26 protein-coding genes are annotated in these 25,601 nt (G+C 69.7%); 3 read left to right on the forward strand and 23 right to left on the reverse strand.

Features of this window, described 5'->3' with window-relative positions:
* Nucleotides 1-28: 28 nt before the first annotated feature.
* The 4 genes from hisH to HQQ78_RS08005 form a co-directional block, all read right to left on the reverse strand.
* Nucleotides 29-667, reverse strand: a complete 639-nt coding sequence (hisH, locus tag HQQ78_RS07990) for an imidazole glycerol phosphate synthase subunit HisH (protein WP_056048061.1) — start codon at nt 665-667, stop codon at nt 29-31.
* A complete protein-coding gene (gene hisB / locus HQQ78_RS07995) occupies nt 664-1,281 on the reverse strand; it encodes an imidazoleglycerol-phosphate dehydratase HisB (protein ID WP_056048065.1) in 618 nt (205 codons plus the stop codon). Before hisB ends, hisH begins: the two co-directional genes overlap by 4 nt.
* Complete coding sequence (locus HQQ78_RS08000) at nt 1,278-2,363, reverse strand: histidinol-phosphate transaminase (protein WP_173152304.1); 1,086 nt, start codon at nt 2,361-2,363, stop codon at nt 1,278-1,280. Before HQQ78_RS08000 ends, hisB begins: the two co-directional genes overlap by 4 nt.
* A 101-nt stretch (nt 2,364-2,464) precedes the next feature.
* On the reverse strand, nt 2,465-2,833 hold the full coding sequence (locus HQQ78_RS08005) for a hypothetical protein (protein WP_173152307.1): 369 nt from the start codon (nt 2,831-2,833) through the stop codon (nt 2,465-2,467).
* A gap of 272 nt (nt 2,834-3,105) precedes the next feature.
* Between HQQ78_RS08005 and lexA the strand changes: the two genes are divergently transcribed.
* A complete protein-coding gene (lexA, locus tag HQQ78_RS08010) occupies nt 3,106-3,819 on the forward strand; it encodes a transcriptional repressor LexA (protein WP_173152310.1) in 714 nt (237 codons plus the stop codon).
* A gap of 96 nt (nt 3,820-3,915) precedes the next feature.
* On the opposite strand, the gene hflX is transcribed toward lexA, so the two are convergent.
* Nucleotides 3,916-5,463 carry a GTPase HflX gene (hflX, locus tag HQQ78_RS08015; RefSeq protein WP_123571780.1) on the reverse strand — a complete coding sequence of 516 codons (1,548 nt, stop codon included), beginning with the start codon at nt 5,461-5,463 and terminating at the stop codon, nt 3,916-3,918.
* 76 nt (nt 5,464-5,539) lie between these two features.
* Here hflX and HQQ78_RS08020 point away from each other — a divergent pair, with 76 nt between their 5' ends.
* Complete coding sequence (locus HQQ78_RS08020; protein WP_173152313.1) at nt 5,540-6,160, forward strand: class I SAM-dependent methyltransferase; 621 nt, start codon at nt 5,540-5,542, stop codon at nt 6,158-6,160.
* A gap of 42 nt (nt 6,161-6,202) precedes the next feature.
* Here the strand turns inward: HQQ78_RS08020 and dapF are convergent, their stop codons facing one another.
* From dapF to thyX, 16 genes are all read right to left on the reverse strand, one after another.
* Complete coding sequence (dapF, locus tag HQQ78_RS08025) at nt 6,203-7,081, reverse strand: diaminopimelate epimerase (protein ID WP_173152316.1); 879 nt, start codon at nt 7,079-7,081, stop codon at nt 6,203-6,205.
* A complete protein-coding gene (gene miaA, locus HQQ78_RS08030) occupies nt 7,078-7,989 on the reverse strand; it encodes a tRNA (adenosine(37)-N6)-dimethylallyltransferase MiaA (protein WP_173152319.1) in 912 nt (303 codons plus the stop codon). The genes dapF and miaA overlap by 4 nt, the downstream gene beginning before the upstream one ends.
* Nucleotide 7,990: 1 nt before the next feature.
* Nucleotides 7,991-9,568: a tRNA (N6-isopentenyl adenosine(37)-C2)-methylthiotransferase MiaB gene (miaB, locus tag HQQ78_RS08035; protein ID WP_173152322.1), complete on the reverse strand. Its 1,578-nt coding sequence runs from the start codon at nt 9,566-9,568 to the stop codon at nt 7,991-7,993.
* Between the two features lie 37 nt (nt 9,569-9,605).
* Nucleotides 9,606-10,427: a regulatory protein RecX gene (locus HQQ78_RS08040; RefSeq protein ID WP_173152325.1), complete on the reverse strand. Its 822-nt coding sequence runs from the start codon at nt 10,425-10,427 to the stop codon at nt 9,606-9,608.
* The gene (recA, locus tag HQQ78_RS08045; RefSeq protein ID WP_056048091.1) at nt 10,424-11,485 is read right to left on the reverse strand and encodes a recombinase RecA; all 1,062 of its coding nucleotides are present in this window, start codon (nt 11,483-11,485) and stop codon (nt 10,424-10,426) included. The genes HQQ78_RS08040 and recA overlap by 4 nt, the downstream gene beginning before the upstream one ends.
* 294 nt (nt 11,486-11,779) lie before the next feature.
* Nucleotides 11,780-12,004: a DUF3046 domain-containing protein gene (locus HQQ78_RS08050; RefSeq protein ID WP_159826807.1), complete on the reverse strand. Its 225-nt coding sequence runs from the start codon at nt 12,002-12,004 to the stop codon at nt 11,780-11,782.
* A gap of 70 nt (nt 12,005-12,074) precedes the next feature.
* A complete protein-coding gene (locus tag HQQ78_RS08055; RefSeq protein ID WP_043596680.1) occupies nt 12,075-12,383 on the reverse strand; it encodes a helix-turn-helix domain-containing protein in 309 nt (102 codons plus the stop codon).
* A gap of 149 nt (nt 12,384-12,532) precedes the next feature.
* Nucleotides 12,533-13,024: a CinA family protein gene (locus HQQ78_RS08060; protein WP_056048098.1), complete on the reverse strand. Its 492-nt coding sequence runs from the start codon at nt 13,022-13,024 to the stop codon at nt 12,533-12,535.
* On the reverse strand, nt 13,021-13,668 hold the full coding sequence (pgsA, locus tag HQQ78_RS08065; protein ID WP_173152328.1) for a CDP-diacylglycerol--glycerol-3-phosphate 3-phosphatidyltransferase: 648 nt from the start codon (nt 13,666-13,668) through the stop codon (nt 13,021-13,023). Before pgsA ends, HQQ78_RS08060 begins: the two co-directional genes overlap by 4 nt.
* A 3-nt stretch (nt 13,669-13,671) precedes the next feature.
* Entirely contained in the window at nt 13,672-16,512 is a 2,841-nt protein-coding gene (locus HQQ78_RS08070; RefSeq protein ID WP_173152332.1) for a DNA translocase FtsK, read from the reverse strand.
* 54 nt (nt 16,513-16,566) lie between these two features.
* Entirely contained in the window at nt 16,567-17,784 is a 1,218-nt protein-coding gene (locus HQQ78_RS08075) for an ABC transporter permease (RefSeq protein ID WP_371740491.1), read from the reverse strand.
* On the reverse strand, nt 17,781-18,542 hold the full coding sequence (locus HQQ78_RS08080; protein ID WP_173152335.1) for an ABC transporter ATP-binding protein: 762 nt from the start codon (nt 18,540-18,542) through the stop codon (nt 17,781-17,783). The genes HQQ78_RS08075 and HQQ78_RS08080 overlap by 4 nt, the downstream gene beginning before the upstream one ends.
* Nucleotides 18,542-19,564 (reverse strand): hypothetical protein, encoded by a 1,023-nt coding sequence (locus HQQ78_RS08085; protein ID WP_173152338.1) that lies wholly within the window; start codon nt 19,562-19,564, stop codon nt 18,542-18,544. Before HQQ78_RS08085 ends, HQQ78_RS08080 begins: the two co-directional genes overlap by 1 nt.
* Nucleotides 19,565-19,756: 192 nt before the next feature.
* Nucleotides 19,757-21,433, reverse strand: a complete 1,677-nt coding sequence (locus HQQ78_RS08090) for a ribonuclease J (protein WP_043596674.1) — start codon at nt 21,431-21,433, stop codon at nt 19,757-19,759.
* An 83-nt stretch (nt 21,434-21,516) separates the two neighbouring features.
* Nucleotides 21,517-22,494, reverse strand: a complete 978-nt coding sequence (gene dapA / locus HQQ78_RS08095; RefSeq protein WP_173152341.1) for a 4-hydroxy-tetrahydrodipicolinate synthase — start codon at nt 22,492-22,494, stop codon at nt 21,517-21,519.
* A gap of 96 nt (nt 22,495-22,590) precedes the next feature.
* Nucleotides 22,591-23,358 (reverse strand): FAD-dependent thymidylate synthase, encoded by a 768-nt coding sequence (thyX, locus tag HQQ78_RS08100; RefSeq protein WP_277960301.1) that lies wholly within the window; start codon nt 23,356-23,358, stop codon nt 22,591-22,593.
* Between the two features lie 91 nt (nt 23,359-23,449).
* Here thyX and HQQ78_RS08105 point away from each other — a divergent pair, with 91 nt between their 5' ends.
* Nucleotides 23,450-24,355, forward strand: a complete 906-nt coding sequence (locus tag HQQ78_RS08105) for a TIGR01777 family oxidoreductase (RefSeq protein ID WP_173152347.1) — start codon at nt 23,450-23,452, stop codon at nt 24,353-24,355.
* Nucleotides 24,356-24,382: 27 nt separating this feature from the next.
* Here HQQ78_RS08105 and HQQ78_RS08110 read toward each other — a convergent pair whose 3' ends face one another.
* Entirely contained in the window at nt 24,383-24,802 is a 420-nt protein-coding gene (locus HQQ78_RS08110) for a tetratricopeptide repeat protein (protein ID WP_123571887.1), read from the reverse strand.
* A 23-nt stretch (nt 24,803-24,825) separates the two neighbouring features.
* Nucleotides 24,826-25,560, reverse strand: coding sequence for a 4-hydroxy-tetrahydrodipicolinate reductase (gene dapB / locus HQQ78_RS08115; protein WP_056048121.1), 735 nt, complete (start codon nt 25,558-25,560; stop codon nt 24,826-24,828).
* Nucleotides 25,561-25,601: the final 41 nt, after the last annotated feature.

Genomic DNA, 25,601 nt, shown 5'->3' on the forward strand with positions numbered 1-25,601 from the left:
AGGCGCGATCGGGTCGGTCGCGCCGGGGTCAGAGGGTGCCGAGCCAGTTCGAGAGCAGCCGGATGCCCGGCCGGCCCGACTTCTCGGGGTGGAACTGCGTCGCCCAGAGCGGGCCGTTCTCGACGGCGGCGACGAAACGGCCGCCGTGATCGGCCCAGGTGACGTGCGGTTCGGTGAAGGGTCGGATCACGTCGAGGGACCACTCTTGTGCGGCGAACGAGTGGACGAAGTAGAACCGCTCGTCGGCCACCCCGTCGAAGAGCACGCTGCCCTCGGGCACGTCGACGGTGTTCCAGCCCATGTGCGGCAGGACGTCAGCCTTCAGTTCGTCGACCACCCCGGGCCACGCCCCGAGGCCACCGGTGCTGTTGCCGCGTTCGACGCCGCCCTCGAAGAAGACCTGCATGCCCACGCAGATGCCCATGACCGGACGCCCGCCGGCCAGCCGTCGGTCGATCAGCTCGCCACCTCGCACGGACTCGAGCTGGCTCATGACGGCTGCGAACGCGCCGACACCGGGGACGAAGAGGCCGTCGGCCGCCTGCACCCGGGCGCGATCGGACGTCAACTCGACGTCGGCACCCGCCAACTCGAGCGCCTTGACGGCCGAGTGGACGTTGCCGCTGCCGTAGTCGAGGACGACGACGGAGGGACGCGCGCCGCTCACAGGGCGCCCTTCGTCGACGGGATGCCACTGACGCGCGGGTCGGGCTGGACCGCCTGGCGGAGCGCCCGGGCGAACGCCTTGAACTCGGCCTCGGCGATGTGGTGCGGATCACGCCCGCCCAGCACACGGACGTGGACGGTGATGCCGGCGTGGAAGGTGATCGCCTCGAAGACGTGGCGGACCATCGAGCCGGTGAAGTGCCCGCCGATGAGGTGGTACTCGAACCCCTCCGGCTCGCCCGTGTGGACGAGGTACGGACGCCCCGACACGTCGACGACCGCCTGCACGAGGGCCTCGTCGAGCGGGACGAGCGCGTCACCGTAGCGCGAGATGCCCGACTTGTCGCCGAGCGCCTGCTTCAGCGCGGTGCCGAACGTGATGCCGATGTCTTCGACGGTGTGGTGGACGTCGATGTGCGTGTCGCCCTTCGCGGTGACCTCGAGGTCGATCAGGGAGTGCTTCGACAACGCCGTCAGGAGGTGGTCGAAGAACGGCACCGACGAGTCGATCGTCGATCGGCCCGAACCGTCGAGGTCGAGGGCGAGGGCGATGCTGGACTCGCTCGTCTCGCGCGAGAGGGAAGCGGTACGGGCGGCGCGGGTCGTCTCGGTCACGAAGAGAGCCTAATGTCGCGGAGCGCCTCGAGGAACGCGGTGGTCTCGGCCTCGGTGCCTGCACTGACCCTCAGGTGGTTCGGGATGCCCAGGTTGCGGACGATGACGCCCCGCTCGAGCAGGCGCTCGAAGACGTCGGTCGGATCATCGACCCCGCCGAAGAGGACGAAGTTCGACCAGGTGGGCCACGGCTCGTACCCGAGCTCGGTCAACTCGTGCACGATGCGATCACGCTGTGCCTTAATGTCGTCGACCATGGCGAGCATCTCGCTCGCGTGCGAGAGCGCTGCGACGGCCGCCGCCTGCGTCAGGGACGAGAGGTGGTACGGGAGGCGCACCAGACGCAGCGCGTCGGCCACGGCCGGGTGCGCGGCCAGGTAGCCGACCCGGGCACCGGCGAACGCGAACGCCTTGCTCATCGTGCGGGACACGACCAGACGTTCGCGGCCGGCCAGGAGGGTCAGTGCCGTCGGCTGGTCGGCCGGCATGAACTCGGCGTAGGCCTCGTCGACAAAGACGATGCCGTCCGTCGCGTCGTAGGCAGCCTCGATCGTGGCGAGATCGAGAGGGGTGCCCGTGGGGTTGTTCGGTCCGCAGAAGAAGACGATGTCGGGACGGGTGCGCTCGATCTCGGAGATCGCGGTCTCGGGCGAGATGCGGAACCCCTCGTCACGACGACCCTCGATCCAGCGGCTGCCGGTGCCCGTGGCGATGATCGAGTGCATCGAATACGTGGGGGGGAACCCCAGGACGGAGCGGCCTGGGCCTCCGAAGGCCTGGAGGAGCTGCTGGATGACCTCGTTGGAGCCGTTCGCCGCCCAGATGTTGTCGCGGGTCAGATCGTGCCCGAGGTAGGCCGCCAGCGAGTCGCGCAGCGTCGTGAACTCACGATCGGGGTACCTGTTGACGTCGAGGACCGCCCGGGCCACCGACTCGACGATGTCGCGAGCGACGTCCTCGGGGATGGGATGCGTGTTCTCGTTGACGTTGAGAGCGACCGGGACCTTCTTCTGGGGAGCGCCGTAGGGCGTCAGCCCCCGGAGGTCGTCACGGATGGGCAGGTCGTCGAGACTGAAGGACACCCCACCATCGTACGGGCGGGCCGACGGTGTGTCGGGTCGGTCGCCACCGAACGAACACGATGTCAGTGGGCCGGACCACCCACCTCGTCGGCGGCGGCAGTTCAGCGAGTGTACTGAGCGGGGACGGCGAGGCTCTGCCCGGCGGAGACCTCGGCGCTCGGCAGGTTGTTGAGCGAGACGAGGTCGGCGATGACGTCGCGAGGATCGGCGTCGGGGTCGATCTCGGACGCGACCTGCCAGAGCGTCTCGCCACCGTCGACGGTCACGTGCTGGAAGTCCGCGCGACCCGTCGTGTCGGACGCGACGGCGCCGCCACCGTTGAGAACGAGCGCACCCGCCACGACGACGAGCGGGACCGCGACGAGCGCGGCGACGACCGCGCGGCCCCGCCGGGTGATGCGCAGACGCGTGCGCACGACTCGGGTCGAGTCGACGGGGGACGCAACTGCTGATGCTGAGGTGACGCTCATGAGGTGGTCCTTTCACCGTGGAAGACAGGGGACGAGTTCGTGCCCGGCACTCGGCCGGGAATGCCGGGCACGAAGACGTGTTCCGAACATACATTCGATTGCCGAGGCTTTCAACCCCCGCGACAGGTATCACCGGACGGAATCGCTGTGGATCGGGAGGCGATAACGCGACACACTCGAACATGTGTTTTGTCGACACCGCCCGATCGGATACGGTTTCGATCGGTGGTAAGAGTCAAACAGGGACCACCGACATCGACGGCAGGAGACCCATGAGCGACCCGAAGCGCACCCCGCAGGCGGCCACCGACGCCCCCCGTCAGCTCGATCCGGCTGTCCTCCACCGCAAGGAGTTGACGGCGAAGCAGGAGTCGATACTCGCCGCGATCACCGAGAGCATCGGACACCGCGGGTATCCCCCGAGCATGCGCGAGATCGGCGACGCCGTCGGCCTCAAGTCCCTGTCGAGCGTCACGCACCAGCTGAACCAGCTCGAACTCGCCGGCAAGATCCGCCGCGACCCGAACCGACCCCGAGCCCTCGAGGTCCTCATGGACGCGACGGCGCCGGCGGCGGCCCCGGCCACCGTCTTCACGACGAGTGACGACGGCGACACGGCTCACGTCCCCATGGTCGGACGGATCGCCGCCGGCATCCCCATCACGGCCGAGCAGCAGATCGAGGACGTGATGCCCCTGCCGCGTCAACTCGTCGGCAAGGGCGAACTGTTCATGTTGCGGGTGGTCGGCGACTCGATGATCGACGCGGCGATCTGCGACGGGGACTGGGTCGTCGTGAGGCAGCAGCAGGACGCCGAGAACGGCGACATCGTCGCGGCCATGCTCGACGACGAAGCGACCGTCAAGGTGTTCCGCCAGAGAGACGGCCACACCTGGCTGCTTCCCCGGAACAGCGCGTTCGAACCCATCGTCGGCGACCATGCGCAGATCCTCGGCAAGGTCGTCGCCGTGTTGCGCTCCGTCTGATCGTCTCTCGGCGGTCGCGACCCGCCCCGCGCACGACGAAGCGCCGACCACCACAGGTGGTCGGCGCTTCGTCGTTCGAGGACGTGGGGCTCGGCGTCAGCGCCCCACGCCCACGGGAGCCACGTAGGGCGTGAGCCCGGCGACGTCACTCGGGTAGACCCGGGCGTGGACCCGGGTGCCCTCTTCCTCGTAGTCCGTGCTGACGATGCGGCCCGAGTCGTGGAGGTGGGAGACGACGTCGCCGCGGTCGTACGGCACCAACAGGTCGAGCTCGATCTCGGGTTCGGGCAGGACGGCTGCGATGCGGGCCAGCAGCTCGTCGATGCCCTCACCTGTCCGTGCCGAGACGAAGACCGCCGTCGGCTCGAGTCCGAGCAGGACGAGACGCTGGTCGTCGTCGACGAGGTCGCTCTTGTTGTAGACGACGATCTCGGCGATGTCGCGACCGTCGACCTCGGCGATGACGTCTCGGACGGTGGCGAGCTGGGCGGCGGGGTCGGGGTGCGACCCGTCGACGACGTGCACGATGACGTCGGACGCCTCGACCTCCTCGAGCGTCGATCGGAATGCCTCGACCAGCTGGTGAGGGAGGTTCCGGACGAATCCGACGGTGTCGGCGTACGTGAAGGGACGACCATCAGCCGTCACGCTCTTGCGGACCGTCGCGTCCAGGGTCGCGAACAGCGCGTTCTCGACGAGGACGCCCGCGCTCGTCAACCGGTTCAGGAGGCTGGACTTCCCGGCGTTCGTGTACCCGGCGATGGCGACGGTGGGCACCTCGTTGCGGTCACGGTTGGCTCGCTTGGCGTCGCGGGCAGGCTTCATCTCTTTGATCTGCTTGCGGAGCCGGGCCATGCGGGTGTGGATGCGGCGCCGGTCGAGCTCGATCTTGGTCTCACCGGGCCCGCGGCTGCCCATTCCGGCACCCGCGCCTCCGACTTGTCCACCGGCCTGGCGGGACATCGACTCGCCCCAACCGCGGAGACGGGGCAGGAGGTACTCGAGTTGGGCCAGTTCGACCTGCGCCTTGCCCTCCCGGCTCTTGGCGTGCTGGCTGAAGATGTCGAGGATGACGGCCGTGCGGTCGATCACCTTGACCTTGACGACGTCCTCGAGGGCGCGTCGCTGGCTGGGGGCCAGTTCGGTGTCGGCGATGACGGTGTCCGCGCCGAGGGCCGCGACCGTTCCCCGCAGTTCTTCGGCCTTGCCCTTGCCCAGGTAGGTGCTCGGGTCCGGGTTCGGCCGTCGCTGCAGCAGTCCGTCGAGCACGACCGCCCCCGCCGTCTCGGCCAGGGCAGCGAGCTCGCGAAGGGAGTTCTCGGCGTCCGCCATCGACCCCTGAGAGTAGACGCCGATCAGGACGACGTTCTCGAGGCGCAACTGTCGGTACTCGACCTCGGTGACGTCCTGCAGTTCGGTCGACAGGCCCGCCACGCGGCGGAGCGCCTGGCGGTCGTCGCGCTCGGACTGATCGCCGTCGGAGTCGCCGTCGTGGTGCAACGAGCGGGTCTGGATGGCCTGAGCCGGCGAGAACACGGTGTAGCCGGATGCCCTCTGGGCTGCACGATCGAGCACGCGCGCGACGACGTCGTCGGGCTGGTCGTTCCGCTCCGGATCGAGCGGGGTCGTGGTGTGGTCTGTCATCGGGGTGATACTAACCCTTTCGGTGTGCGGAGAGCAGGGAGCGAGGCCCTGCCGGATGTTCGGTAGGTTGGCGACCATGGCCAGCGAGCACTACTTCTCCCCCCAGCCCGGCAGCGAGGCCAAGCCCCGGACGATCGAGGTCGTCCTCGCAGGCCGGGAGCTGACCCTGACCACGGCTGCCGGCGTCTTCAGCCCCGGCCGCGTCGACCCGGGCACCTCGGTCCTGCTGGCGGGCACGCCGACGCCGCCGAGGGCGGGCCATCTGTTGGACGTCGGGTGCGGGTGGGGCCCCATCACACTGAGCCTCGCGTTGTCGTCACCCGACGCGACGGTCTGGGCCGTCGACGTGAACGAGAGAGTGCTCGACCTCGTGCGCGAGAACGCGCGGTCGGTCGGCCTCGAGAACGTCAACGCCGTGACCCCCGACGGTGTTCCCGACGATCTCCGCTTCGCGACGATCTGGTCGAATCCGCCGATCCGGGTCGGCAAGGCCGAACTGCACTCCCTGCTCGAACGGTGGCTCCCCCGCCTCGACGCGGGGTCGGACGCGTGGCTGGTCGTGCAGAAGAACCTGGGAGCCGACTCCCTGCAGCGCTGGATGAACGAGACCATGACCGGCGTCGTGGACGTGACCCGCGCCTCCACCAGCAAGGGATACCGGATCTTGCGTGCCGAGCGACTCAGCGACGCCGACTGATCGGACTTCTCGCCGAGATCTGGACGCCGCCCCCGGCGCGGCTCAGAGTTCGAGCGCGCCGGTGAAGACCAGTTCGGCCGGCCCGCTGAGTGAGACGTGCTCACCATCGGCGTGATGACTCACCGACACGCCCACGACGCCGCCGGGAACCTCGACCAACCAGGCCTCGGGTGCCGAGGCTCCTGCCCAGTACCGCGTCGCCAGGGCGGCCGCTGCCGCACCGGTGCCGCACGACAGGGTCTCGCCGCTGCCGCGCTCGTGGACACGCATGCGGATGCGACCCAGCCCGTCGACCACGAGCGGGTCCGCCGGGACCACGAACTCGACGTTCGCCCCGTCGGCCGGGGCCGGGTCGACGATCGGCACGTAGGTCAGGTCGAGACCGTCCAGTTCGTCGTCGCCGGCGAGTGCCACCACCACGTGGGGGTTGCCCACCGAGATCGGCAGGCCGGGACGCGCCGCGTGCAGCTCGCGCGCCCGCACGACCGGATCGTCGTCGCCGAGCCTCCACGGCCCCAGGTCGACGCGGAAGCCCGTGCCGTCACGACGCACCTCACGCGCGCCGGCCCGCGTGCCGACGACGAGCACGTCGTCCTCGCCCAGCTGGACCAGCCCCCGCTCGAGGAGGTAGCGCGCGAAGACACGGATGCCGTTGCCGCACATCTCGGCCGGGCTGCCGTCGGCGTTGTGGTAGTCCATGAACCACTCGGCGCGCGGCTCGGTCTCGAGCAGGCCCGCCTCGGTGGACAAAGCCGCCGTGCGGACCGCACGGATGACCCCGTCCCCGCCCACCCCGAACCTCCGGTCCGCCAGGGCCCGGATCATGACGGGGCTCAGGTCGGTGCCCGCATCGGGATCGGTGAACAAGACGAAGTCGTTGCCCGTGCCGTGCCCCTTGGTGAACTGCAGCGTGGTGGTCACCCCAGGATTCTAGCCACGGCCCGGTCGACCGCCTGGGCGTCGCCCGAGCGGGACCACTCGACGTCGTCGTACCGGCGGAACCAGCTCGCCTGGCGGCGGGCGTAGCGACGGGTGAGGGCCGCCGTGGCATCGATGGCGTCCCCCTCGCCGAGCTCACCCCGGATCTGGGCGACGGCCTGCGCGTAACCGATCGCCCGGCTCGCCGTGACCCCTCGCTCGAGCCCGAGGGGAAGCAGACCCCGTACCTCGTCGACGAGACCGTCTCGCCACATCTGGTCGACGCGTCGGTCGAGACGTTCGACGAGCACGGGGCGCTCCTCGGCCACGCCGAAGACGCTCGACGGCCGCCACGGTGACGACTTCTCGGGCAGCGTTCCCGAGAGGGGACGTCCGGTGAGGTCCCCGACCTCGAGCGCCCGGACGAGACGCCTGGCGTTGGATGGCCCGATCGACGTGGCGGACGCCGGATCGCGCTCTCTCAACAAGTCGTACAGCGCCCCTGCTCCCCGCTCGTCGGCGATCGCTTCGTAGCGACTCCGGATCGCAGGATCGGTGCCGGGGAACCGGAAGTCGAACAACACGCTCGAGACGTAGAGCCCGGACCCGCCGACGAGGACCGGCACCGCCCCTCGCGCGACGATGCCGTCGATGAGGTCCCTGGCTTCGCGTTGATACCACTCGACGCTCGCCTCGTCGGTGACGTCGAGGACGTCGAGGAGATGATGCGCGAAGCCTCGCCGTTCGGCGACCGGCAGTTTGGCCGTGCCGACGTCCATGCCCCGGTAGAGCTGCATGGCGTCCGCGTTGACGATCTCGACCGTCTCGCCCCGGGCGGACAGTGCCTCGGCGAGGTCCAGCGAGAAGGCGGACTTCCCCGTGCCGGTCGCCCCGACGATCGCGACCAGCACGTCAGCGGAGGTCGTCGGTCGTGCTGTAGATCGGCGTCGTCGCCACCCGCAGCGTGGGCAGACCGAGGCTCACCCTCGCCGGCCGAGCCGAGGAGGGGCGGGTCGCGTCACCCCCGGACGGCACCCCGCACGAGGCGGCCTGCGCGGCGTCCCAGGCATCGCCCGCCCGCGTGCGACGGACCTCGTAGAGGGATTCGGGCCCCTCGACCGCATCGGCGAGCAGGTAGAACGGCGCGGCGTCGGTGATCCTCACGCTGACGACGTCGCCGGGTCGCGGAACGGCAGCACCCGTCGGCACCTCGAAGTGGACGAGACGGCTGTCTTCGGCGCGACCCGAGAGACGGTGGGTGGAGGCGTCCTTCCGCCCCTCGCCGGTGGCCACGAGGACCTCGACGGGACGCCCGACCTGGCGACGGTTCTCTTCGGCGGAGATGCGATCCTGAACCGCCGTCAACCGCTCGAACCGTTCTTGGACGACGGCCTTCGGGATCTGGTCGGCCATCTCGCCCGCGGGCGTCCCGGGGCGCACCGAGTACTGGAACGTGAACGCCGAGGCGAACCGGGATCGCTCGACGACCCGGAGGGTCTCGGCGAAGTCGTCCTCGGTCTCGCCGGGGAACCCGACGATGATGTCGGTGCTGATCGCGGCGTCGGGCATGGCCGCGCGCACACGATCGATGATGCCGAGGAACTTCTCGCTGCGGTAGCTGCGTCGCATGGCCCGCAACACCCGGTCGGACCCCGATTGCAGGGGCATGTGCAACTGGGGCATCACAGCGGGCGTCTCGGCCATGGCGGCGATGACGTCGTCGGTGAAGGACGCCGGGTGCGGGCTGGTGAAGCGCACCCGCTCGAGCCCGGGGATCGCGCCGACGGCCCGCAGCAACTTGCCGAAGGCGAGTCGATCGCCGAACTCGACACCGTACGAGTTCACGTTCTGCCCGAGCAGCGTCACCTCGACGGCCCCGTCGTCGACGAGCGCCCCGACCTCGGCGAGGATGTCGCCGGGGCGGCGGTCCTTCTCCTTGCCTCGGAGCGAAGGGACGATGCAGAAGGTGCAGGTGTTGTTGCAGCCGACCGAGATCGAGACCCAGCCGCTGTGCGTGGACTCGCGCTTGGTCGGCAAGGTCGAAGGGAAGACGTCGAGCGCTTCGAGGATCTCGAGCTGGGCCTCGTCGTTGTGCCGCGCGCGTTCGAGCAGCGTGGGCAGGGCACCCATGTTGTGCGTACCGAAGACGACGTCGACCCACGGCGCCCTGTCGAGGATGACGTCCTTGTCTTTCTGGGCCAGGCACCCGCCGACGGCGATCTGCATGCCTTCGTGCTTCTTCTTCAGGCCGGCGAGGGTCCCCAGGGTCCCGTAGAGCTTCTTGTCGGCGTTCTCGCGTACTGCGCAGGTGTTGATGACGACGATGTCGGCCTCGGCTCCGTCGGCGGCCACGTAGCCGGCCGCCTCGAGTGAACCACTCAACCGCTCCGAATCGTGCACGTTCATCTGGCACCCGAAGGTACGGACCTCGTACGTGCGGGCCGGGCCGTCGACGGGCGAGGGGATGCTGGTGGTGGCGACCGTCGTCATGGTGACTCAGTGTAGATCGCCGCCACCCCCGAGCGGATCACTCGAAGCGGACGCCGCCCCGACCGCTGCCACCCCGAGGCAGGGCCTTCTCGATGGCACGACGCACGACCTCGGAGCGGTACCCGCGGCGCATCAGGTACCCGTTGAGACGACGCTCCGCCGTCTCGCGGTCGAGCCCGCGCAACGAACCGGCCCGTTTGCGAGCCCATTCGTCGGCACGTTCTTGCTCTTCGTCGTCGTCCGTGTCGGACAGCGCCTCGTCGATGATCGACGGATCGATTCCACGGGCGCGTAGTTCGGACGTGACGGCCCCGCGGCCCAGCCCCTTGCGCTCTTGCTTCGACCGGACCAGGGTCGCGGCCAGTTCGCTGTCGTCGAGCAGGCCCACCCGCTCGAGCCGAGCGATCTCGTCGGCGACGACCGATTCATCGAGGTCACGCGAGAGAAGCAGCTTCTCCATCTCGTGAGAAGACACACCACGGCGCGAGAGGGCGTGCAGGCTGACGTTCTCCGCCCGTCGCTTCTGCGCTTCGAGGTCCTCCGGCCCGTCGTCGGGCTGATCGTCGAACCCGGTGGCCTTGGGCCGACCGGCCGCGCCCGCTCGAGAACCTCGCGCGGACGGGTGGTCGGCCTCCGAGGCCAGCGGGGACGCGTCGCCGACCCAGTGGGCGCTGATGGCCGTCAGGACGGCTTCGGAATCGTGGGACGGAGCGTCCGAAGCCGCTGGAGCGACCCTCTCGCCGGACGTCGACGATCCGGTCGCAACACCGAAGAGGGGCGTGACCGGCGCGAGCCGCCCGCTGTCGACGCCGTCGACAGCGGGACCCGCCCCCGTGGCGTCGTCGTCGCGCGTGGTCATGCGCCCTTGCGAGCGGCGATCTTGGCCTCGATCGACTCGACGGGCGCTTCGACGGGCTTGGCACCACCGACTCCGAGCTTGGCGAGGATCTTCTGCTCGATCTCTTGAGCGATGGCGGCGTTCTTGATGAGGAAGTTGCGCGAGTTCTCTTTGCCCTGACCGAGCTGGTCGCCTTCGTACGTGTACCAGGCACCCGACTTGCGGACGATGCCGTGCTCGACACCGAAGTCGATGAGGCTGCCCTCGCGCGAGATGCCCACACCGTAGAGGATGTCGAACTCGGCCTGCTTGAAGGGCGGAGCCATCTTGTTCTTGACGACCTTGACGCGGGTGCGGTTGCCGACCGCGTCGGTACCGTCCTTCAACGTCTCGATGCGGCGGATGTCGAGACGCACGGACGCGTAGAACTTGAGCGCCTTTCCGCCGGCCGTCGTCTCGGGGCTGCCGAAGAAGACACCGATCTTCTCGCGCAGCTGGTTGATGAAGATCATCGTGGTGCCGGTCTGGCTGAGCCCACCGGTCAACTTGCGCAATGCCTGTGACATGAGTCGAGCCTGCAGACCGACGTGCGAGTCGCCCATCTCACCCTCGATCTCGGCACGCGGCACGAGCGCGGCGACCGAGTCGATGACGACGAGGTCGATCGACCCCGAACGGACGAGCATGTCGGCGATCTCGAGAGCCTGCTCACCCGTGTCGGGCTGCGAGACCAGCAGCGCGTCGATGTCGACGCCGAGCTTCTTGGCGTACTCGGGGTCGAGAGCGTGCTCGGCGTCGATGAACGCAGCGATGCCGCCGTTGCGTTGGGCATTCGCGATGGCGTGCAGGGTCAGGGTCGTCTTACCGGACGACTCGGGACCGTAGATCTCGACGATGCGGCCACGAGGGATGCCACCGATGCCGAGAGCGACGTCGAGGGCGATCGAGCCGGTGGGGATCACCGCCACGGGAGCACGCTCGTCGCTGCCGAGGCGCATGACGGCGCCCTTGCCGAACTGGCGGTCGATCTGGGCGAGAGCCGTCTCGAGTGCTTTCTCGCGGTTTTCAACTGAGGGCATGTCGTTCTCCTTCGTGGTGGTCGTCCGTGCGCCTGTAGGCTGTCGCGTCGACGCCGACCGGTGGTGCAAGGTCGTCGTCGCTACGACAAGGCTGGTGTCGCCGGCAAGTGCCGGTGACGCGGGACGTCGATGCGAGAAACGCTACGGGCCACCTCCGACATCGCAGTGGCGGTGGGGGCCCGACGTGTAGAACTCGCTCGTCCACGTCCTTGTGGAGGACGCTACCACCCGTCCGAACAGGTGTTCGACCCATCGGCCTCGGCGTGTCGAACACACGCCCGACCGGGCTGCGCCTCAGTCCGTCGGTTCGGGCAACCCCACACCGTGGCGACGGCCCACGGGGACGCCCTCGGCGTCGCAGAGGGCGAGCCACACGTCGCGGGGTGACTCGCCTTGCGCGATCGCCTGGTCGGCGGTCCTGTCACCGAGCGACTGGATCACGAGATCCCGGGTGACCACCCGACCGTAGGCTTCTCCGAACTCGTCCTCGACGGCCCGGGCGAACTCGCTCTTGCGCATCAGACGAGGGTACCCCGGACGACGAACGCCCCCGGCGGGAGCCGGGGGCGTTCGTGGCGACGAAGGACGGTCAGCGGACCGCGAGGTCGGAGTCGAACTCGGCGACGAGGTCGTCCGGAAGCGTGTCGGGGATCGGGTTCAGCCCCTCGATGACGGCCATGCGGTCACCGACCTCGCGCATGATGACCGAGATGGGCGTCTCGAGGGCGTCCGCGACGGACGCGAGGATCTCGGAACTCGCTTCTTTCTGACCCCGCTCGACCTCGCTGAGGTAGCCGAGGGCGACGCTGGCCTTGCTCGCGACCTGACGGAGCGTGCGACCCTTCTGCAGGCGGAAGTCGCGAAGGACGTCGCCGATTTCTTGACGTACCAGGACCATGGGACCCTCCTTCGGGGACGACCCATCTGCCGGGATGGTTGCAGATGGGGGACGGCGGGTGGTGCTCGGACCGACTGACCACGACTGTAGCCATCGGGGACTGTGCACCTGTTGTGAACTCGAGAGATGTAACGAGACCGAAACGCCGGCTATTCCCTCGTCTCGACCAGCCATCGATCGAGTGCTGCGAGGGATTCGGAGACGGTGGCGTTTCGGATGGCCTGCCGGTCGCCCGCGAGCGAGAGCTCGGCGACGCGGACGTCACCGGGCACCGCCAGACCGACGAAGACCGTTCCGGGTGCGTGACCGCCCTGGGGGTCGGGACCGGCGACGCCGGTGGTCGCGAGACCGATGTCGGCCGGGTGACCGCCTGCGGCCAACCGATCCCGAACCCCGACGGCCATGGACGCGGCGACGTCGGGATGCACGGGTCCGTGTCGCGCGAGCAGTCCTGGATCGACCCCGAGGAGCGTGTGCTTGAGCTCTGTCTGGTAGGCGACCACCCCGCCCAGGACGACGGCCGAGGCTCCGGGCACGGACACGAGTTCGGCGACCAGGGCACCGCCGGTGAGGGACTCGGCGACGGCGACCGTCAGCCCCCTGCTCGTCAACTCGGCCACGAGGTCGGCAGCCACGGTCATGCGGAGGTTCGTCCGTGCTTCATCGCCACACGCAGGTAGTCCGCCCCGGAGACGAGGGTGGCGACCGTGGCCGCCGTCATGAGCACGCCGTTGACCCAGTGCATGCCTTCTCCGACGACGTTCCAGAGGGGGAAGAGCGCCAGCGTCACCGCGACGGCTTGCAGCACGGTCTTGACCTTGCCGCCGCGGGAGGCCGGGATCACCCGGTCCCGCAGGACGGCGAAGCGGTAGACGGTGATGCCGACCTCGCGGACGAGGATGAGGGCGGTGACACACCACGGCAGCTCACCGAGGATGGTGAGCGAGACGAGTGCGCCACCGATCAACACCTTGTCGGCGATCGGATCGACGATCTTGCCGAAGTCGGTCACGAGGTCGAGGCCACGGGCCAGCATGCCGTCGAGGCTGTCGGTGAGGATCGCGACGACGAACAGGGCAGCGGCCCAGACGCGGAGTGAGCCGTCGGCCCCGTCGTCGATCAGCAACCAGGCGATGAACAGCGGCGCCATGAGTATGCGCACGACGGTGATCACGTTCGCGATGTTGCCGGTGCTGGCGGGCCCGGGCCCTCTCGAGGCCACCCGCCCTCGGAACGAGAAGGCCGAGCGTGGTGCCGTCGGGCGGGAGGCGTCGTCGTGGCTCATGGTCTACTCCCTGCCGGTCAGGTGCCAGGCGTCTTCGCTGCCGGCGTCGTCGTCCTCGGCGTACCCACGGGTCATGGCCTCGACCGGATCGCCGTCGTAGTCACCGGCGTCGGCGCGCGCGGCGGAAGAGGACCCGGAAGAGGCGCGGCCGGCGCCGGCGTCGGAGGCCGCGTCGCCCCCGCGCAGCTTCGCGAGCACGCCCGGGAGCTGCTCGGTGGTGACGAGCACGTCGCGAGCCTTCGACCCTTCGGACGGACCGACGATGTCTCGCGACTCCATGAGGTCCATCAGGCGGCCGGCCTTGGCGAACCCGACGCGCAGCTTGCGCTGGAGCATCGACGTCGAACCGAACTGCGTGCTGACCACGAGCTCGGCAGCCGCGAGGAGCAACTCGAGGTCGTCGCCGATGTCACCGTCGATCTCGCGCTTCTCGACCACCGCGGCGACGTCGGGGCGGTAGTCGGGTCGCGCCTGGCGGGTGACGTGGGCCACGACCTGGGCGATCTCGTTCTCTTGCACCCAGGCGCCCTGGACGCGCATGGCCTTGGAAGCACCCATGGGGAGGAACAGCCCGTCGCCCTGACCGATGAGCTTGTCGGCCCCGGGCTGGTCGAGGATCACCCGCGAGTCGGTGACGCTCGAGACGGCGAACGCGAAGCGCGAGGGGACGTTCGCCTTGATGAGTCCGGTCACGACGTCGACCGAGGGGCGTTGCGTCGCGAGAACGAGGTGGATTCCGGACGCACGGGCCAGCTGGGTGATGCGGACGATGCTGTCCTCGACGTCGCGCGGAGCCACCATCATGAGGTCGGCCAACTCGTCGACGACCACGAGGAGGTAGGGGTACGGCTTGAGCTTGCGCTGACTGCCGACGGGGAGGACGATCTCGCCACCGACGACGGCGCGGTTGAAGTCGTCGATGTGCCGGAAGCCGAAGCTGGCGAGGTCGTCGTACCTCATGTCCATCTCTTTGACGACCCATTGCAAGGCCTCGGCGGCCTTCTTGGGGTTCGTGATGATGGGCGTGATCAGGTGCGGCACGCCGGCGTAGATCGAGAGCTCGACCCGCTTGGGGTCGATCAGCACCATGCGGACGTCGGTCGGCTTGGCGCGCATCAACAACGAGGTGATCATCGAGTTGATGAAGCTGGACTTGCCCGACCCGGTGGCGCCGGCCACGAGCAGGTGCGGCATCTTGGCCAGGTTGGCCACGACGTAGCCGCCCTCGACGTCCTTGCCGACGCCGATCGTGAGCGGGTGGACGCTCTTGCTCGCCGCTGAGGACCGCAGGACGTCGCCGAGCGCGACGATCTCTTTGTCGGTGTTGGGGATCTCGACGCCGATCGCACTCTTGCCGGGGATCGGCGACAGGATGCGGACCTCGTTGGAGGCCACCGCGTAGGCGAGGTTCTTGGTCAGGGCGGTGACCCGCTCGACCTTGACGCCGGGACCGAGTTCGATCTCGTACCGCGTGACGGTCGGACCGCGCTTGAGGCCGGTCACCTTGGCGTCGACGTTGAACTGGTCGAGCACCTGGCTGATGGCGGCCACGATCGCGTCGTTCGCCTCGCTGCGGGCCTTCGCGGGCTCGCCGACCGACAGGCTCGAGGCGGCGGGGAGGCGATACGGGGCGCTCTCGGCACCGTCGTCGACCTCGTCGAGAGAGGGCGGTGCCGCCTCGTCGGGGTCGACCGCCAGGAAGTCGGCCGCTGCGTCGCTCTCGCCGACGGGCTCGGCCGGGACGACCGGGAGCACCGTGGTCGACGCGGTGGGCTGAACGGACGGGACGTCGAACCCCTGGGCACGGACGGCGTCCTCTGCCCGATCGAGGTCGCCGAGGAGGTCGGCGGAGAAGACGTCGGTCGGAGCCGTCGTCGGCGCGGCGGAGCCTGCCGCACCCGCCGCGGCGGCGTTGCCCGCGTCGTCCACGCTCGGCTCGAAGACGGGCTTCTTCCGTCGACGTCGTCCGGACGTCTCGGTGGCGGACGACTCGTCCGCCTTCACGAGTGGGGTGTCGTATGCAGGGTCGTCCTCGCGCTGGTCCTTGTTCCGCCGCCACCAGGGCAACGACTCGGACTCGGCCAGGTCGACGAGGTCGGGATCGGCGTCGGCCCCGTCCGCAGCCGAGGTCGTCTCGCCGAAGAGGTAGGAGTAGAGCTCGCCCAGACGGCGGTGGATGCGGTTCGGCGGCGTCTTGGTGATGATGAGCAGCGAGAACGCCAGGAGGATCACGACGAGAGGGACCGCGACCCACTCGGTGGCGAGAGCGACGAGCCAGGACGCCACGACCCAACCCAGCACGCCGCCACCGGTGGCGAGGGCCCGGAGCCCGGCGGCGGCCTCGGGTTGACCTCCGAATATGTGGCACAGAGCGCTGATCGAGACGATGGACAGGCCCAGTCCGATGCCGATGCGGGTGTTGTCGTGGACGGACGCCGGGTGCCGGAAGAGCCAGCCCGCGAAGAGGATCATGATGACCGGCAGGGCGTAGGCCACCCGCCCCACGAGCCCGCCGAAGGTGTAGGCGTCGAAGCCGACCGCGAGGGGGCTGGTCGGGTTGAGCCACTCGACGACGGCCCCGGCGATCGCGAGCAGCACGAGTAGGAACGGCACGCCGTCTCGCCGCTCGTCTTTCGCCAGGGACTCTTTGCCCAGGAGCCGGAACGCGCCCCCGGTCAGGTGCGCGAGCCCCATCCACGCCGTCACGAACGGCCCTGGGCCGTCCGGGACCGGGTCGGGCTGACGGGACGCGGGCAGCTTCTTGGTCGCCTTCGTGACGCCGGAGGTCTGCGACGCTCGCGACGACGAGCGAGCGCGCGCGGTCGACTTGGTGGGCGTGGCCATGGGCTCCAAGGTACCTCTCGGCACCGACAGCGGCCGGAGGTGCTCCGGTGTGTGTCAGTAGCGGATGGCGTCGATCACCTTGACGCGGATCGCCACGAGAGCAGGCAGGAGACCGGCCACCGCTCCGATCGCTGTGGCCGACGCCAGACCGATCAGGGCCGCCTCGACCGGGAACGGCGGGAGATCGCTGACGGCGCCCTGCGCGATGAAGCCCTGGACCGTCGGGTTCTCGACGACCAGGACGGCCACCACCACGCCGACGGCTCCCGCGACGACCGTGCCGACGACGCTCTCGAGCATGACCGAGAAGAAGACCCGAGGAGCCGTGGCCCCGAAGGACCGGCGCACGCCGATCTCGCGGATGCGCTGACGGACGGTCACGAGCGCGATGTTGACGAGTCCGAGACCGCCCAGCAACAACACCAGCACACCGACCCCGGTGATGATCAGCTTGATGGGACCGAAGGGGTCGGCGTCGCCGCCTGCGGCGTAGTCCTGTCGGGACACGTCGACCTGCACGTCGTCGCCGAGGCTGGCCCCCATGTCGGACGCCACCTGAGCGCTCAGGGCATCGCTGGTCTCGGGCGGCAGCCACATCTCGTACTGCGGGGTCTCGGCGCCGTAGCTCGCCAGCGCGAGGTCGTGGTCGGTGATCGGCAGAAGGTACATCTGCGGACCGTCGTACTCGGTCGCGGCCGAGACTCCGGTGACGACGAGCGTCGCCGAGTCCGCCCCTCGGACCAGCAGGGTCGGATGCGACGACAACGGTGGGGAGCCGAGCTGCCGCCAGAGCACCTCGTTGACGATGACGGGCGGCGCGAGACGTGACGCGTCCCCGTCGGTGAACCACGACCCCTCCGTCATGACGACCCGGTGCATCTCGCCGTAGGGGACGTCGACCGTGACGGCCCCGACCTCGGTCACCCCGTCCGGCAGCTGGACGGCTCGATTGCCGTACACGACGCGGCTGGTCTGCTCGATCCCGTAGCGTGCCGTCGTCGTGGCGAAGGCGTCCGCGATCGCCTCGGTGCTCGGCGACGTGGCACCGTTGGAGTAGGCGTTGACGTAGTAGTTCGCGGGACGGCCACCGAACCGCTCCGCGTTCTCGCGGGAGGACTGCTCGGCGAGCCCGCCGAGGGCGACCACGCCGGTCAGGGCCGCGACGGCGACTGCGACCCCGATCAGGCTGAGCAGCACGCGGAGCTTGTTGACGCGCAGTTCGGCCCAGGCCTCGGCGAAAGCCCCCACCACGTCGGCCACCACACGCTTCACGCGTCGACCTCGTCACGCAAGGACGACGTCGACGCGGCAGACGACGACGTAGGCGTCGGTGTTCCGAGAGCTCCGTCGACCGACGCCGAGAGGACACCGGTGTCGAGCTGGTAGTGCCTCGAGGCCCGGGCGGCGACGGCCAGGTCGTGGGTGATGGTGACCAGGGCGGCCTCGTTCTCGGTCGCGATGCCGTCCAGCAGCGTCATCACCCCGGCGCCCGTCTCGACGTCGAGGGCACCGGTGGGTTCGTCGGCGAGGATGACGCGCGGCCGCCGCACGAGCGACCGGGCGATCGCGACGCGCTGTTGTTCGCCACCCGACAGGCGATGGGGCATGGAGTCGGCCCGGTGACCGAGACCCACGCGCTCGAGCATGTCGCCCGCGATGGACCGGCGACGCCAGAACTCGGAACCCGACGAGTAGAGCAGGGGGGTCATGACGTTCTCGAGGGCCGAGCGCCCCTGGAGCAGGTTGAACTGCTGGAAGATGAACCCGACCTGGGCACCCCTCAGCCGGTCGCGCCGACCGCGCCGGATCGAGCGTACGTCGACGTCGTCGAACCAGTGCGTCCCCGTGGTGGGCTCGTCGATGAGCCCGAGGATGTTGAGCAGCGTGGACTTGCCCGACCCCGAACGACCCACGATGCTCACGTGCTCGCCGGCGTCGACCTCGAGGTCGACGCCCGTGAGGATGTCCAGCGTCCGGTCGTCGGAGAGGGGCACCGTCTTGGTGACCGCCTCCAGCCTGATCAGCGCCATCAGCCGCAGAGGTCCGCGCCCGTGGCCGGGTCGACGCAGTCGCCCTGTGGTGCGGCGGCGGCACCCGGGACGAACTCGAGCACCTGGTCGCCCTCGGCGAGGCCACCCGTGACCTCGACGATCGTGCCGTCGTTGATGCCGAGCGTGATGTCGCGCTCCTCGGTGGAACCGTCCGCTCCGACGACCGAGACGACGCCCTTGCCCGCCGCGCCCTCCACGGCCGTGAGGGGCACGGTCAGGACGTCGGTGGCGACACCGGCAGGGATGGTCAGCCTGGCGGCGAGTCCGCTGAACACGGTGACGTCGCCCGGCACGACGCAGGAGACGCTCTGGCCCGACGAGTCCCCCGTCGGCGCCCCGGCGTCGCCGCCGTCGTCCGGCCCGGTGGACGACGAGGTGCTCCCCCCGACGGTGAGCGCCGTGCACGGGAACGGTGCCGGTCCCCCGGTGATCGCGACGGAACCCTCGGTCGGGCGGCTGACGAGACGGTACAGCTGGTCCGCGGCGAGCGACCCCGTCACGTGGAAGGTGGGAGGCGCGACCTGCGCGACCGCGTCACCCACGACGACCGTCTGGTCCTTGATCACCGCGACGGCCGAGATCGTCCCGGCCACGGGTGCCGTGATGACGGCCGTCTTGACGATCGGCTTGCGCTCGGTCACGGTGCCGTCGGCGGCCACCAGGGGCTCCTGCGGCGTCTCGGACCGGAGCGTCGCGAGTCGGTCCCCCGCAGCGACCGCCTGTCCCTTGACGACGTCGACGCCGGTGACCGTGCCCGCCAGCGTCGCGGGCACGGGAGTCGCGGGGTCGGCGACGACGCTCGCGTCCACCACCACGTCGTTCGTGATGGTGCCGACGGCCACGGCGACCTGTGGTTCGACGAGCTCGCCGGTCGGCACGGCGACGGTGTCGTCGCCGACGGCCGGCGCCGCGAAGAACGCGAGCTTGACGAGTGCCGCCGCGATGGCGACGAAGATCAGGATGCGCAGGATCGGGAAGACCCAGACTTTGGCGATGCGCACGGCTACCCCCGGTCGATGTACTGACGTGTCAGACGTCACCGTATCGACGCGCCGGGTGTCGCCGCCTCACCCCCGAGGATGACTGCGGGCCCGCGATGCCCTCCTCGAGGACCATCAGAGTGCCGGCCTCGCGCCCGGGGTACGACGACGGCCCACGGGGTCTCCCGTGGGCCGTCGTCGTGTGCCTGCGCGTCAGGCGCTGATGACCACCGGCACGATCATCGGACGACGACGGTGCTGCGTGTTCACCCAGCGACCGACCGTGCGCCGCACGACCTGGCTGAAGGCATGCGTGTCACGCGTGCCGTTCTCCGCCGCCTCGGTGAGGGCCGCGATGATCTTGGGCTTGACGTCGTCGAAGACCCGCTCGTCTTCTGCGAAGCCACGCGACTGGATCTCGGGTCCGACCACGACACGGCCCGTGGACGCGTCCATCGCGATGAAGACCGAGATGAAGCCCTCTTCGCTCAGGATGCGGCGGTCCTTCAGATCGGCGTCGGTGATCTCGCCGACGGTCGAGCCGTCGACGTAGACGTAACCGATGTCGAGCTGGCCGACGACCTCGGCGACTCCGTCGCGCAGGTCGACGACGATGCCGTCCTCGCCGAGGATGGTGTTCTTCTGCGGCACGCCGGTCCGGACCGCCAACGCCGCGTTCGCGTACAGGTGCCGGTGCTCGCCGTGGACGGGCATGACGTTCTTCGGCCGCAGGATGTTGTAGCAGTACAACAGCTCGCCGGCGGAGGCGTGCCCCGAGACGTGGACCTTGGCGTTGCCCTTGTGGACGACCTTGGCCCCGAGTTTGGTGAGGCCGTCGATGACGCGGTAGACCGCGTTCTCGTTGCCGGGGATCAGGCTCGACGCGAGGATGATCGTGTCGTCCGCGCCGATCTCGATCTGGTGCTCGAGGTTCGCCATGCGGGCGAGGACGGCCATCGGCTCGCCCTGTGACCCGGTGCTCATGTAGACGATGCGGTCGTCGGGAAGGTCTTTGGCCTTCTTGGCGTCGATCAGGACGCCGTCCGGTACCTTGAGGTACCCCAGGTCGGCCGCGATGCCCATGTTGCGGACCATCGAGCGGCCCATGAAGGCCACGCGGCGACCGTTGGCGTGAGCCGCGTCGAGCACCTGCTGGACGCGGTGCACGTGGCTGGAGAAGCTCGCGACGACCACGCGACGCGGAGCCCGGCGGATCACGTCGTCGAGCACGGGCCCGATGTCCCGCTCGAGCGCGGTGAACCCGGGCACGTCGGCGTTCGTCGAGTCGGGCAGGAAGAGGTCCACGCCCTCTTCACCGAGGCGGGCGAACGCCCGGAGGTCGGTGATGCGGTCGTCGAGCGGCAGTTGGTCCATCTTGAAGTCGCCGGTGTGCAGCACGGTGCCGGCCGACGTGCGGATGGCGACGGCGAGAGCGTCCGGGATCGAGTGGTTGACCGCGATGAACTCGAGGTCGTACGGCCCGAGCGACTCGCGCCCACCCTCTTTGACGGCCAGGGTGTATGGCGTGATGCGGTGCTCTTTGAGCTTCGCCTCGATCAGCGCGAGCGTCAGCTGCGAACCGATCAGCGGGATGTCCTTGCGGAGACGCAGGAGGTAGGGCACGGCGCCGATGTGGTCCTCGTGGCCGTGCGTCAGCACGACGGCGAGGATGTCGTCGAGGCGATCACGGATGGGCGAGAAGTCGGGCAGGATCAGGTCGACGCCGGGCTGGTGCTCTTCGGGGAAGAGCACTCCGCAGTCGACGATGAGCAGCTTGCCGTCGATCTCGTAGACCGTCATGTTGCGGCCGATCTCGCCGAGCCCGCCGACCGGGATCACGCGGAGCGTGCCCTTGGCGAGTTCTCGGGGGGCGTGGATTGTCGTGGGCATCTGTTCCTTCGGTTGGCGTGGGGCTCGTGCCCCTCTGTGCGGGAGGTCTGCGGCCGACGTCGTCGTCGGCGGGGCTCAGGAGGTCAGCGCGTGGTGCCGTGCACCTTGGGCAGCGCACCGCCGGCCGCCGCGTTGCGGTCGGGCCGGAAGCGGCTGAGGTCGAGGCCGGGGATCGAGCCCACGTGCGACAGCTCGTCCTCGATCAGGGCGGCCTCGCTGTCTTCCGGGCCGACCAGGGGGAGGCGCACGCGGGGGCTCGAGATGCGACCGAGGCCGTGCAGGATGTACTTCGCCGCGACGGTGCCCGGCACGTGCGTCATGACGGCGCGCACGAGCGGCTCGAGCATCTGGTGCGCCTCGGTCGCGGTGTGCAGGTCGCCGGCGTTCACGGCGTCGACGATGGTGCGGTACGGCGCCGCGGCGATGTTCGCGGTGACGCCGATGAGGCCCGAGGCGCCGATGGCGAGGTGGGGCAGCACGTTGGCGTCGTCGCCCGAGAAGTAGAGGAGGTCGGTCTGGTTGAGGACCCGACTGACTTCGGCGAAGTCGCCCTTGGCGTCCTTCACGGCGACGATGTTCGGGTGCTTGGCGGCCCGGAGCAGGGTCTCGTACTTGATCGGGATGCCGGTGCGGCCCGGGATGTCGTACAGGATGACCGGCAGGTCGGTCGCGTCGGCGATCATGCGGAAGTGCGTGAGCACACCGGCCTGCGTGGGTTTGTTGTAGTAAGGCGTGACGATCATGACGCCGTCGGCGCCGGCCTTCTCGCTGGCCTTGTAGAGCTGGATGGCGTGCGCCGTCTCGTTCGACCCGCCACCCGTGATGATCTTGGCCCGGCCTGCGGCGACCGACTTGCCCACCTCGACGAGTCGGAGCTTCTCGGGGTCGGTCAGCGTGCTGGTCTCGCCCGTCGTGCCCGTGACGACGATGCCGTCGGCCCCGGCGCTGATGCAGTCGTCGATGTGCTTCTCGACAGCAGGCCAATCGACCTCGCCGTCAGCGGTGAACGGCGTCACGAGGGCGACGAGGACCTGACCGAAGGGGTTGCTGATGTTCGACACGCCCTCCAGCGTACTGGCTCGCGTCGGGCCCGACCTCCTCGTGAGGCGTCCGACGCCCCGGTCAGGAGGCGCCGGTCCCGTCGGCGAGGACGGCCGTCAGGGGGCGACGCGCCCGTTCGCCCCGAACGCCGCGTAGGTGAGGGGCATGAGCTCGGCCCAGAGGTCTTCCATCTTCTCGGCGCACATCTCGATCTCGCGCTGCGGGAACGACGGGAAGTGGGTGCCCTCGCGCTTCGTCCGGAGGCTCAGGAAGTTCATCAGGGACCGTGCGTTCACGGTCACGTACATCGACGAGTAGATGTTCAACGGCAACACGATCCGCGCGACCTCGCGGGCGATGCCGGCGTCGAGCATGCGCTGGTAGGCCTCGAACGCCTGCACCGACGCGGCGCGGGTGGCCTCGTCGACCAGCGCGGACTGCTCGGGTGTGCCGGGCAGGAAGTCGTAGGCGCCGGGCTTGCCGACCTGCTGCAGGTTGCGCGTGGGAGCGGGGACGTAGAAGACCGGGTTGAGCTCGCGGTAACGACCGCTCTCTTCGTTGTAGCTGGCCATGCGGTGACGCATGAACTCGCGGAAGACGAAGATCGGCGCCTGCACGTAGAAGGTCATCGAGTTGTGCTCGAACGGCGAGCCGTGGCGGTCGCGCATCAGGTAGTTGATCAGGCCGGCACCCTTGGTCGCCTGCGCCCCGTCGGCCGACGCCTGCGCGCCGTCGAGTGTCAGCTCGCCCATGGTGGAGACCCGGGCCGCGAAGAGCACGTCGGAGTCGTGGGCACTCGAGCGGACCAGCTCGACGGTGACGTCTGAACGGAACTCGGGGGTCTTGTCGGAGGGCACGGCGGGGGTGGCTTCGGTCTCGGGCACGGCGTCGACTCTACCTCGCAGGGCGCTCCCGACGGGAAGCGCCCGCGCCACCGGCGGACGCTCCCCCAGCGGGCCGGAATACGGTGTCCCCATGACCGACGCACTCACCGTCCTGATCTCCGGCGCCAGCGGCATGATCGGCACCGAACTCACCCGCCAGCTGCGCGAGGCAGGCCACCGTCCGCTCTCGCTGGTGCGTCGCGAACCCCGGGCCGACGACGAGTACACCTGGGTGCCCAGCGCCGGCATCGTCGACCACGACCTGATCGCCCGCGCGGACGCCGTCGTGAACCTGGCCGGCGCCTCCTTGGGTCGTCTGCCCTGGACGGCCGGGTACAAGCGCGAGATCCTCGAGTCCCGTCTGGCCGCGACGTCGACGCTCGTCGACGGCATGGCGGCGGCGTCGACGGCGCCCGCGACGTTCCTCAGCGGCTCGGCCGTCGGCGTCTACGGCGATCGGCCCGGCGAACGACTCACCGAGTCGAGCGGCCGGGGTGAGGGGTTCCTGAGCGACGTCGTCGTCGCCTGGGAGGCCGCCGCCCGGAAGGCCCCCGAAACCACGCGCGTCGTGATGCTGCGGACCGGCATCGTCATCGGCCCCGGAGGAGGCGCGCTCAAGCCCCTGCTGCCGCTCACCAAGCTGGGGCTCGGCTCGCGACTCGGCACCGGCGACCAGTTCTGGCCCTGGATCAGCCTGCACGACGAGGCCGCCGCGATCGTGCACCTCCTCACGTCGTCCGTCTCGGGACCCGTGAACCTGGTCGGCCCCACGCCGGCGACGAGCGACCTCGTGACGCGCACCCTGGCGGCCGACCTGCACCGTCCCTACCTGCTGGGCGTTCCCGAGGCCGTCATCTCGACCGCCATGCAGGAGGCCGGGCGGGAGATGCTGCTGCCGAGCCAGCAGGTCGTGCCCGAGGTGCTCGAGCGGGACGGCTTCACCTTCAGGCACCGCACGGTCGAGGACGCGCTGACCGCGTTCGTCGACGCGCTCTGAGCACGCGCACGACTCGGGTGGGCGGGTTCAGCCGGCCGTCTCGCGCCGGAGCTTGATGGCCCAGCGCAGGGCCTGACGAGCTCGTCGGCGGTCACCGCAGGCGTCGTAGGCCAGGCCCAGGCGGAACCACGCGCGCCAGTCGTCGGGTGCCGCCTCGACGGCCGTCTTGTAGGCGGGGAACGCCGCGTCGGCCGCCTCGCGCTCGTACCGACCGGAGGTACGCCGTGGCAGGTCGTCGACCGGCAATCCGCCCTCGGCCGCGAGTTGCCCGACGATCTGCTGCGTACGCAGACCGAAGCGCAGCTCGACCACCAGGGCGAACAGTCCCAGGAGGGGGAGGACGAGCAGGGCGACGCCGAGCGCGATGGCGACCGGTTCGCCCGTCGACAAAAAGAGGACGGCCCGCTGACCGACCAGCACGACGTAGAGGAGCAGGAGCAGCGCCATCAGGAGCGCGGCCGCACGCCCCTTCACGATTCGAGGGGCAGGACGGCGTCGAGCCCCACGACGACCCCGGTCACGCCCGGAGTGGCCTCGATGGCGACGAGGAGCCCCTTCTCGTACGCGCGCTGCGAGAGCGTGTCGTGCGTGAGCGTGAGGGTCTCGCCGTCACCGCCGAAGACGACCTCCTGCCTCGCGACGACGCCGCGGAGGCGCATGCTGTGCACCGGCACACTCGCCACCTGCTGACCCCTGGCCCGTTGGTCCGCGTGCGGGGCCGACACCGGGCCGAGGTCCCGACGAGCCTCGGCGATGAGTTCCGCCGTGCGCACGGCCGTGCCCGACGGCGAGTCGACCTTGCCCTGATGGTGCGCCTCGACGATCTCGACGGATTCGTAGAAGCGCGCCGCGAGGGTGGCGAACCGCGTCGCGAGCACCGAACCGATCGAGAAGTTCGGCACCACCAGGACGCCGGGGCCGTCCGCGTCGGAGACGACCGTCGAGAGACGGGCCAGGCGTTCGGCGTTGTAGCCCGAGGTTCCGACGAGCACCGGGATGCCCGCGCGGACGACGTGCTCGACGATCCCCGGACTGACGGCAGGGTGCGTGACGTCGACGACGAGGTCGGCCCCGAGGACGTCGTCGAGATCGTCGCGGGACGAGAGACCGGCGTGGAGCTCGAGCCCCGGGGTGCGCTCGACGAGGTCGACGATGAACGAACCGAGGGTGCCGGTGGCTCCCACCACGGCGATGCGCGAAGTCATGCCGTCCAACTTACCGGGGGCACCACGACGGACCGGGCCGC

This window comes from Frigoribacterium sp. VKM Ac-2859 (assembly GCF_013204925.1).
GTDB lineage: Bacteria > Actinomycetota > Actinomycetes > Actinomycetales > Microbacteriaceae > Frigoribacterium.

Excerpts from the sequence above, each read along its gene's own strand:
- HQQ78_RS08005 (WP_173152307.1), bottom strand. The coding sequence starts at position 2,833 with ATGAGCGTCACCTCAGCATCAGCAGTTGCGTCCCCCGTCGACTCGACC.
- lexA (WP_173152310.1), top strand. The coding sequence starts at position 3,106 with ATGAGCGACCCGAAGCGCACCCCGCAGGCGGCCACCGACGCCCCCCGT.
- hflX (WP_123571780.1), bottom strand. The coding sequence starts at position 5,463 with ATGACAGACCACACCACGACCCCGCTCGATCCGGAGCGGAACGACCAG.
- HQQ78_RS08020 (WP_173152313.1), top strand. The coding sequence starts at position 5,540 with ATGGCCAGCGAGCACTACTTCTCCCCCCAGCCCGGCAGCGAGGCCAAG.
- miaB (WP_173152322.1), bottom strand. The coding sequence starts at position 9,568 with ATGACGACGGTCGCCACCACCAGCATCCCCTCGCCCGTCGACGGCCCG.
- HQQ78_RS08040 (WP_173152325.1), bottom strand. The coding sequence starts at position 10,427 with ATGACCACGCGCGACGACGACGCCACGGGGGCGGGTCCCGCTGTCGAC.
- recA (WP_056048091.1), bottom strand. The coding sequence starts at position 11,485 with ATGCCCTCAGTTGAAAACCGCGAGAAAGCACTCGAGACGGCTCTCGCC.
- HQQ78_RS08050 (WP_159826807.1), bottom strand. The coding sequence starts at position 12,004 with ATGCGCAAGAGCGAGTTCGCCCGGGCCGTCGAGGACGAGTTCGGAGAA.
- HQQ78_RS08055 (WP_043596680.1), bottom strand. The coding sequence starts at position 12,383 with ATGGTCCTGGTACGTCAAGAAATCGGCGACGTCCTTCGCGACTTCCGC.
- HQQ78_RS08060 (WP_056048098.1), bottom strand. The coding sequence starts at position 13,024 with ATGACCGTGGCTGCCGACCTCGTGGCCGAGTTGACGAGCAGGGGGCTG.
- pgsA (WP_173152328.1), bottom strand. The coding sequence starts at position 13,668 with ATGAGCCACGACGACGCCTCCCGCCCGACGGCACCACGCTCGGCCTTC.
- HQQ78_RS08070 (WP_173152332.1), bottom strand. The coding sequence starts at position 16,512 with ATGGCCACGCCCACCAAGTCGACCGCGCGCGCTCGCTCGTCGTCGCGA.
- HQQ78_RS08080 (WP_173152335.1), bottom strand. The coding sequence starts at position 18,542 with ATGGCGCTGATCAGGCTGGAGGCGGTCACCAAGACGGTGCCCCTCTCC.
- HQQ78_RS08090 (WP_043596674.1), bottom strand. The coding sequence starts at position 21,433 with ATGCCCACGACAATCCACGCCCCCCGAGAACTCGCCAAGGGCACGCTC.
- HQQ78_RS08105 (WP_173152347.1), top strand. The coding sequence starts at position 23,450 with ATGACCGACGCACTCACCGTCCTGATCTCCGGCGCCAGCGGCATGATC.
- HQQ78_RS08110 (WP_123571887.1), bottom strand. The coding sequence starts at position 24,802 with ATGGCGCTGCTCCTGCTCCTCTACGTCGTGCTGGTCGGTCAGCGGGCC.
- dapB (WP_056048121.1), bottom strand. The coding sequence starts at position 25,560 with ATGACTTCGCGCATCGCCGTGGTGGGAGCCACCGGCACCCTCGGTTCG.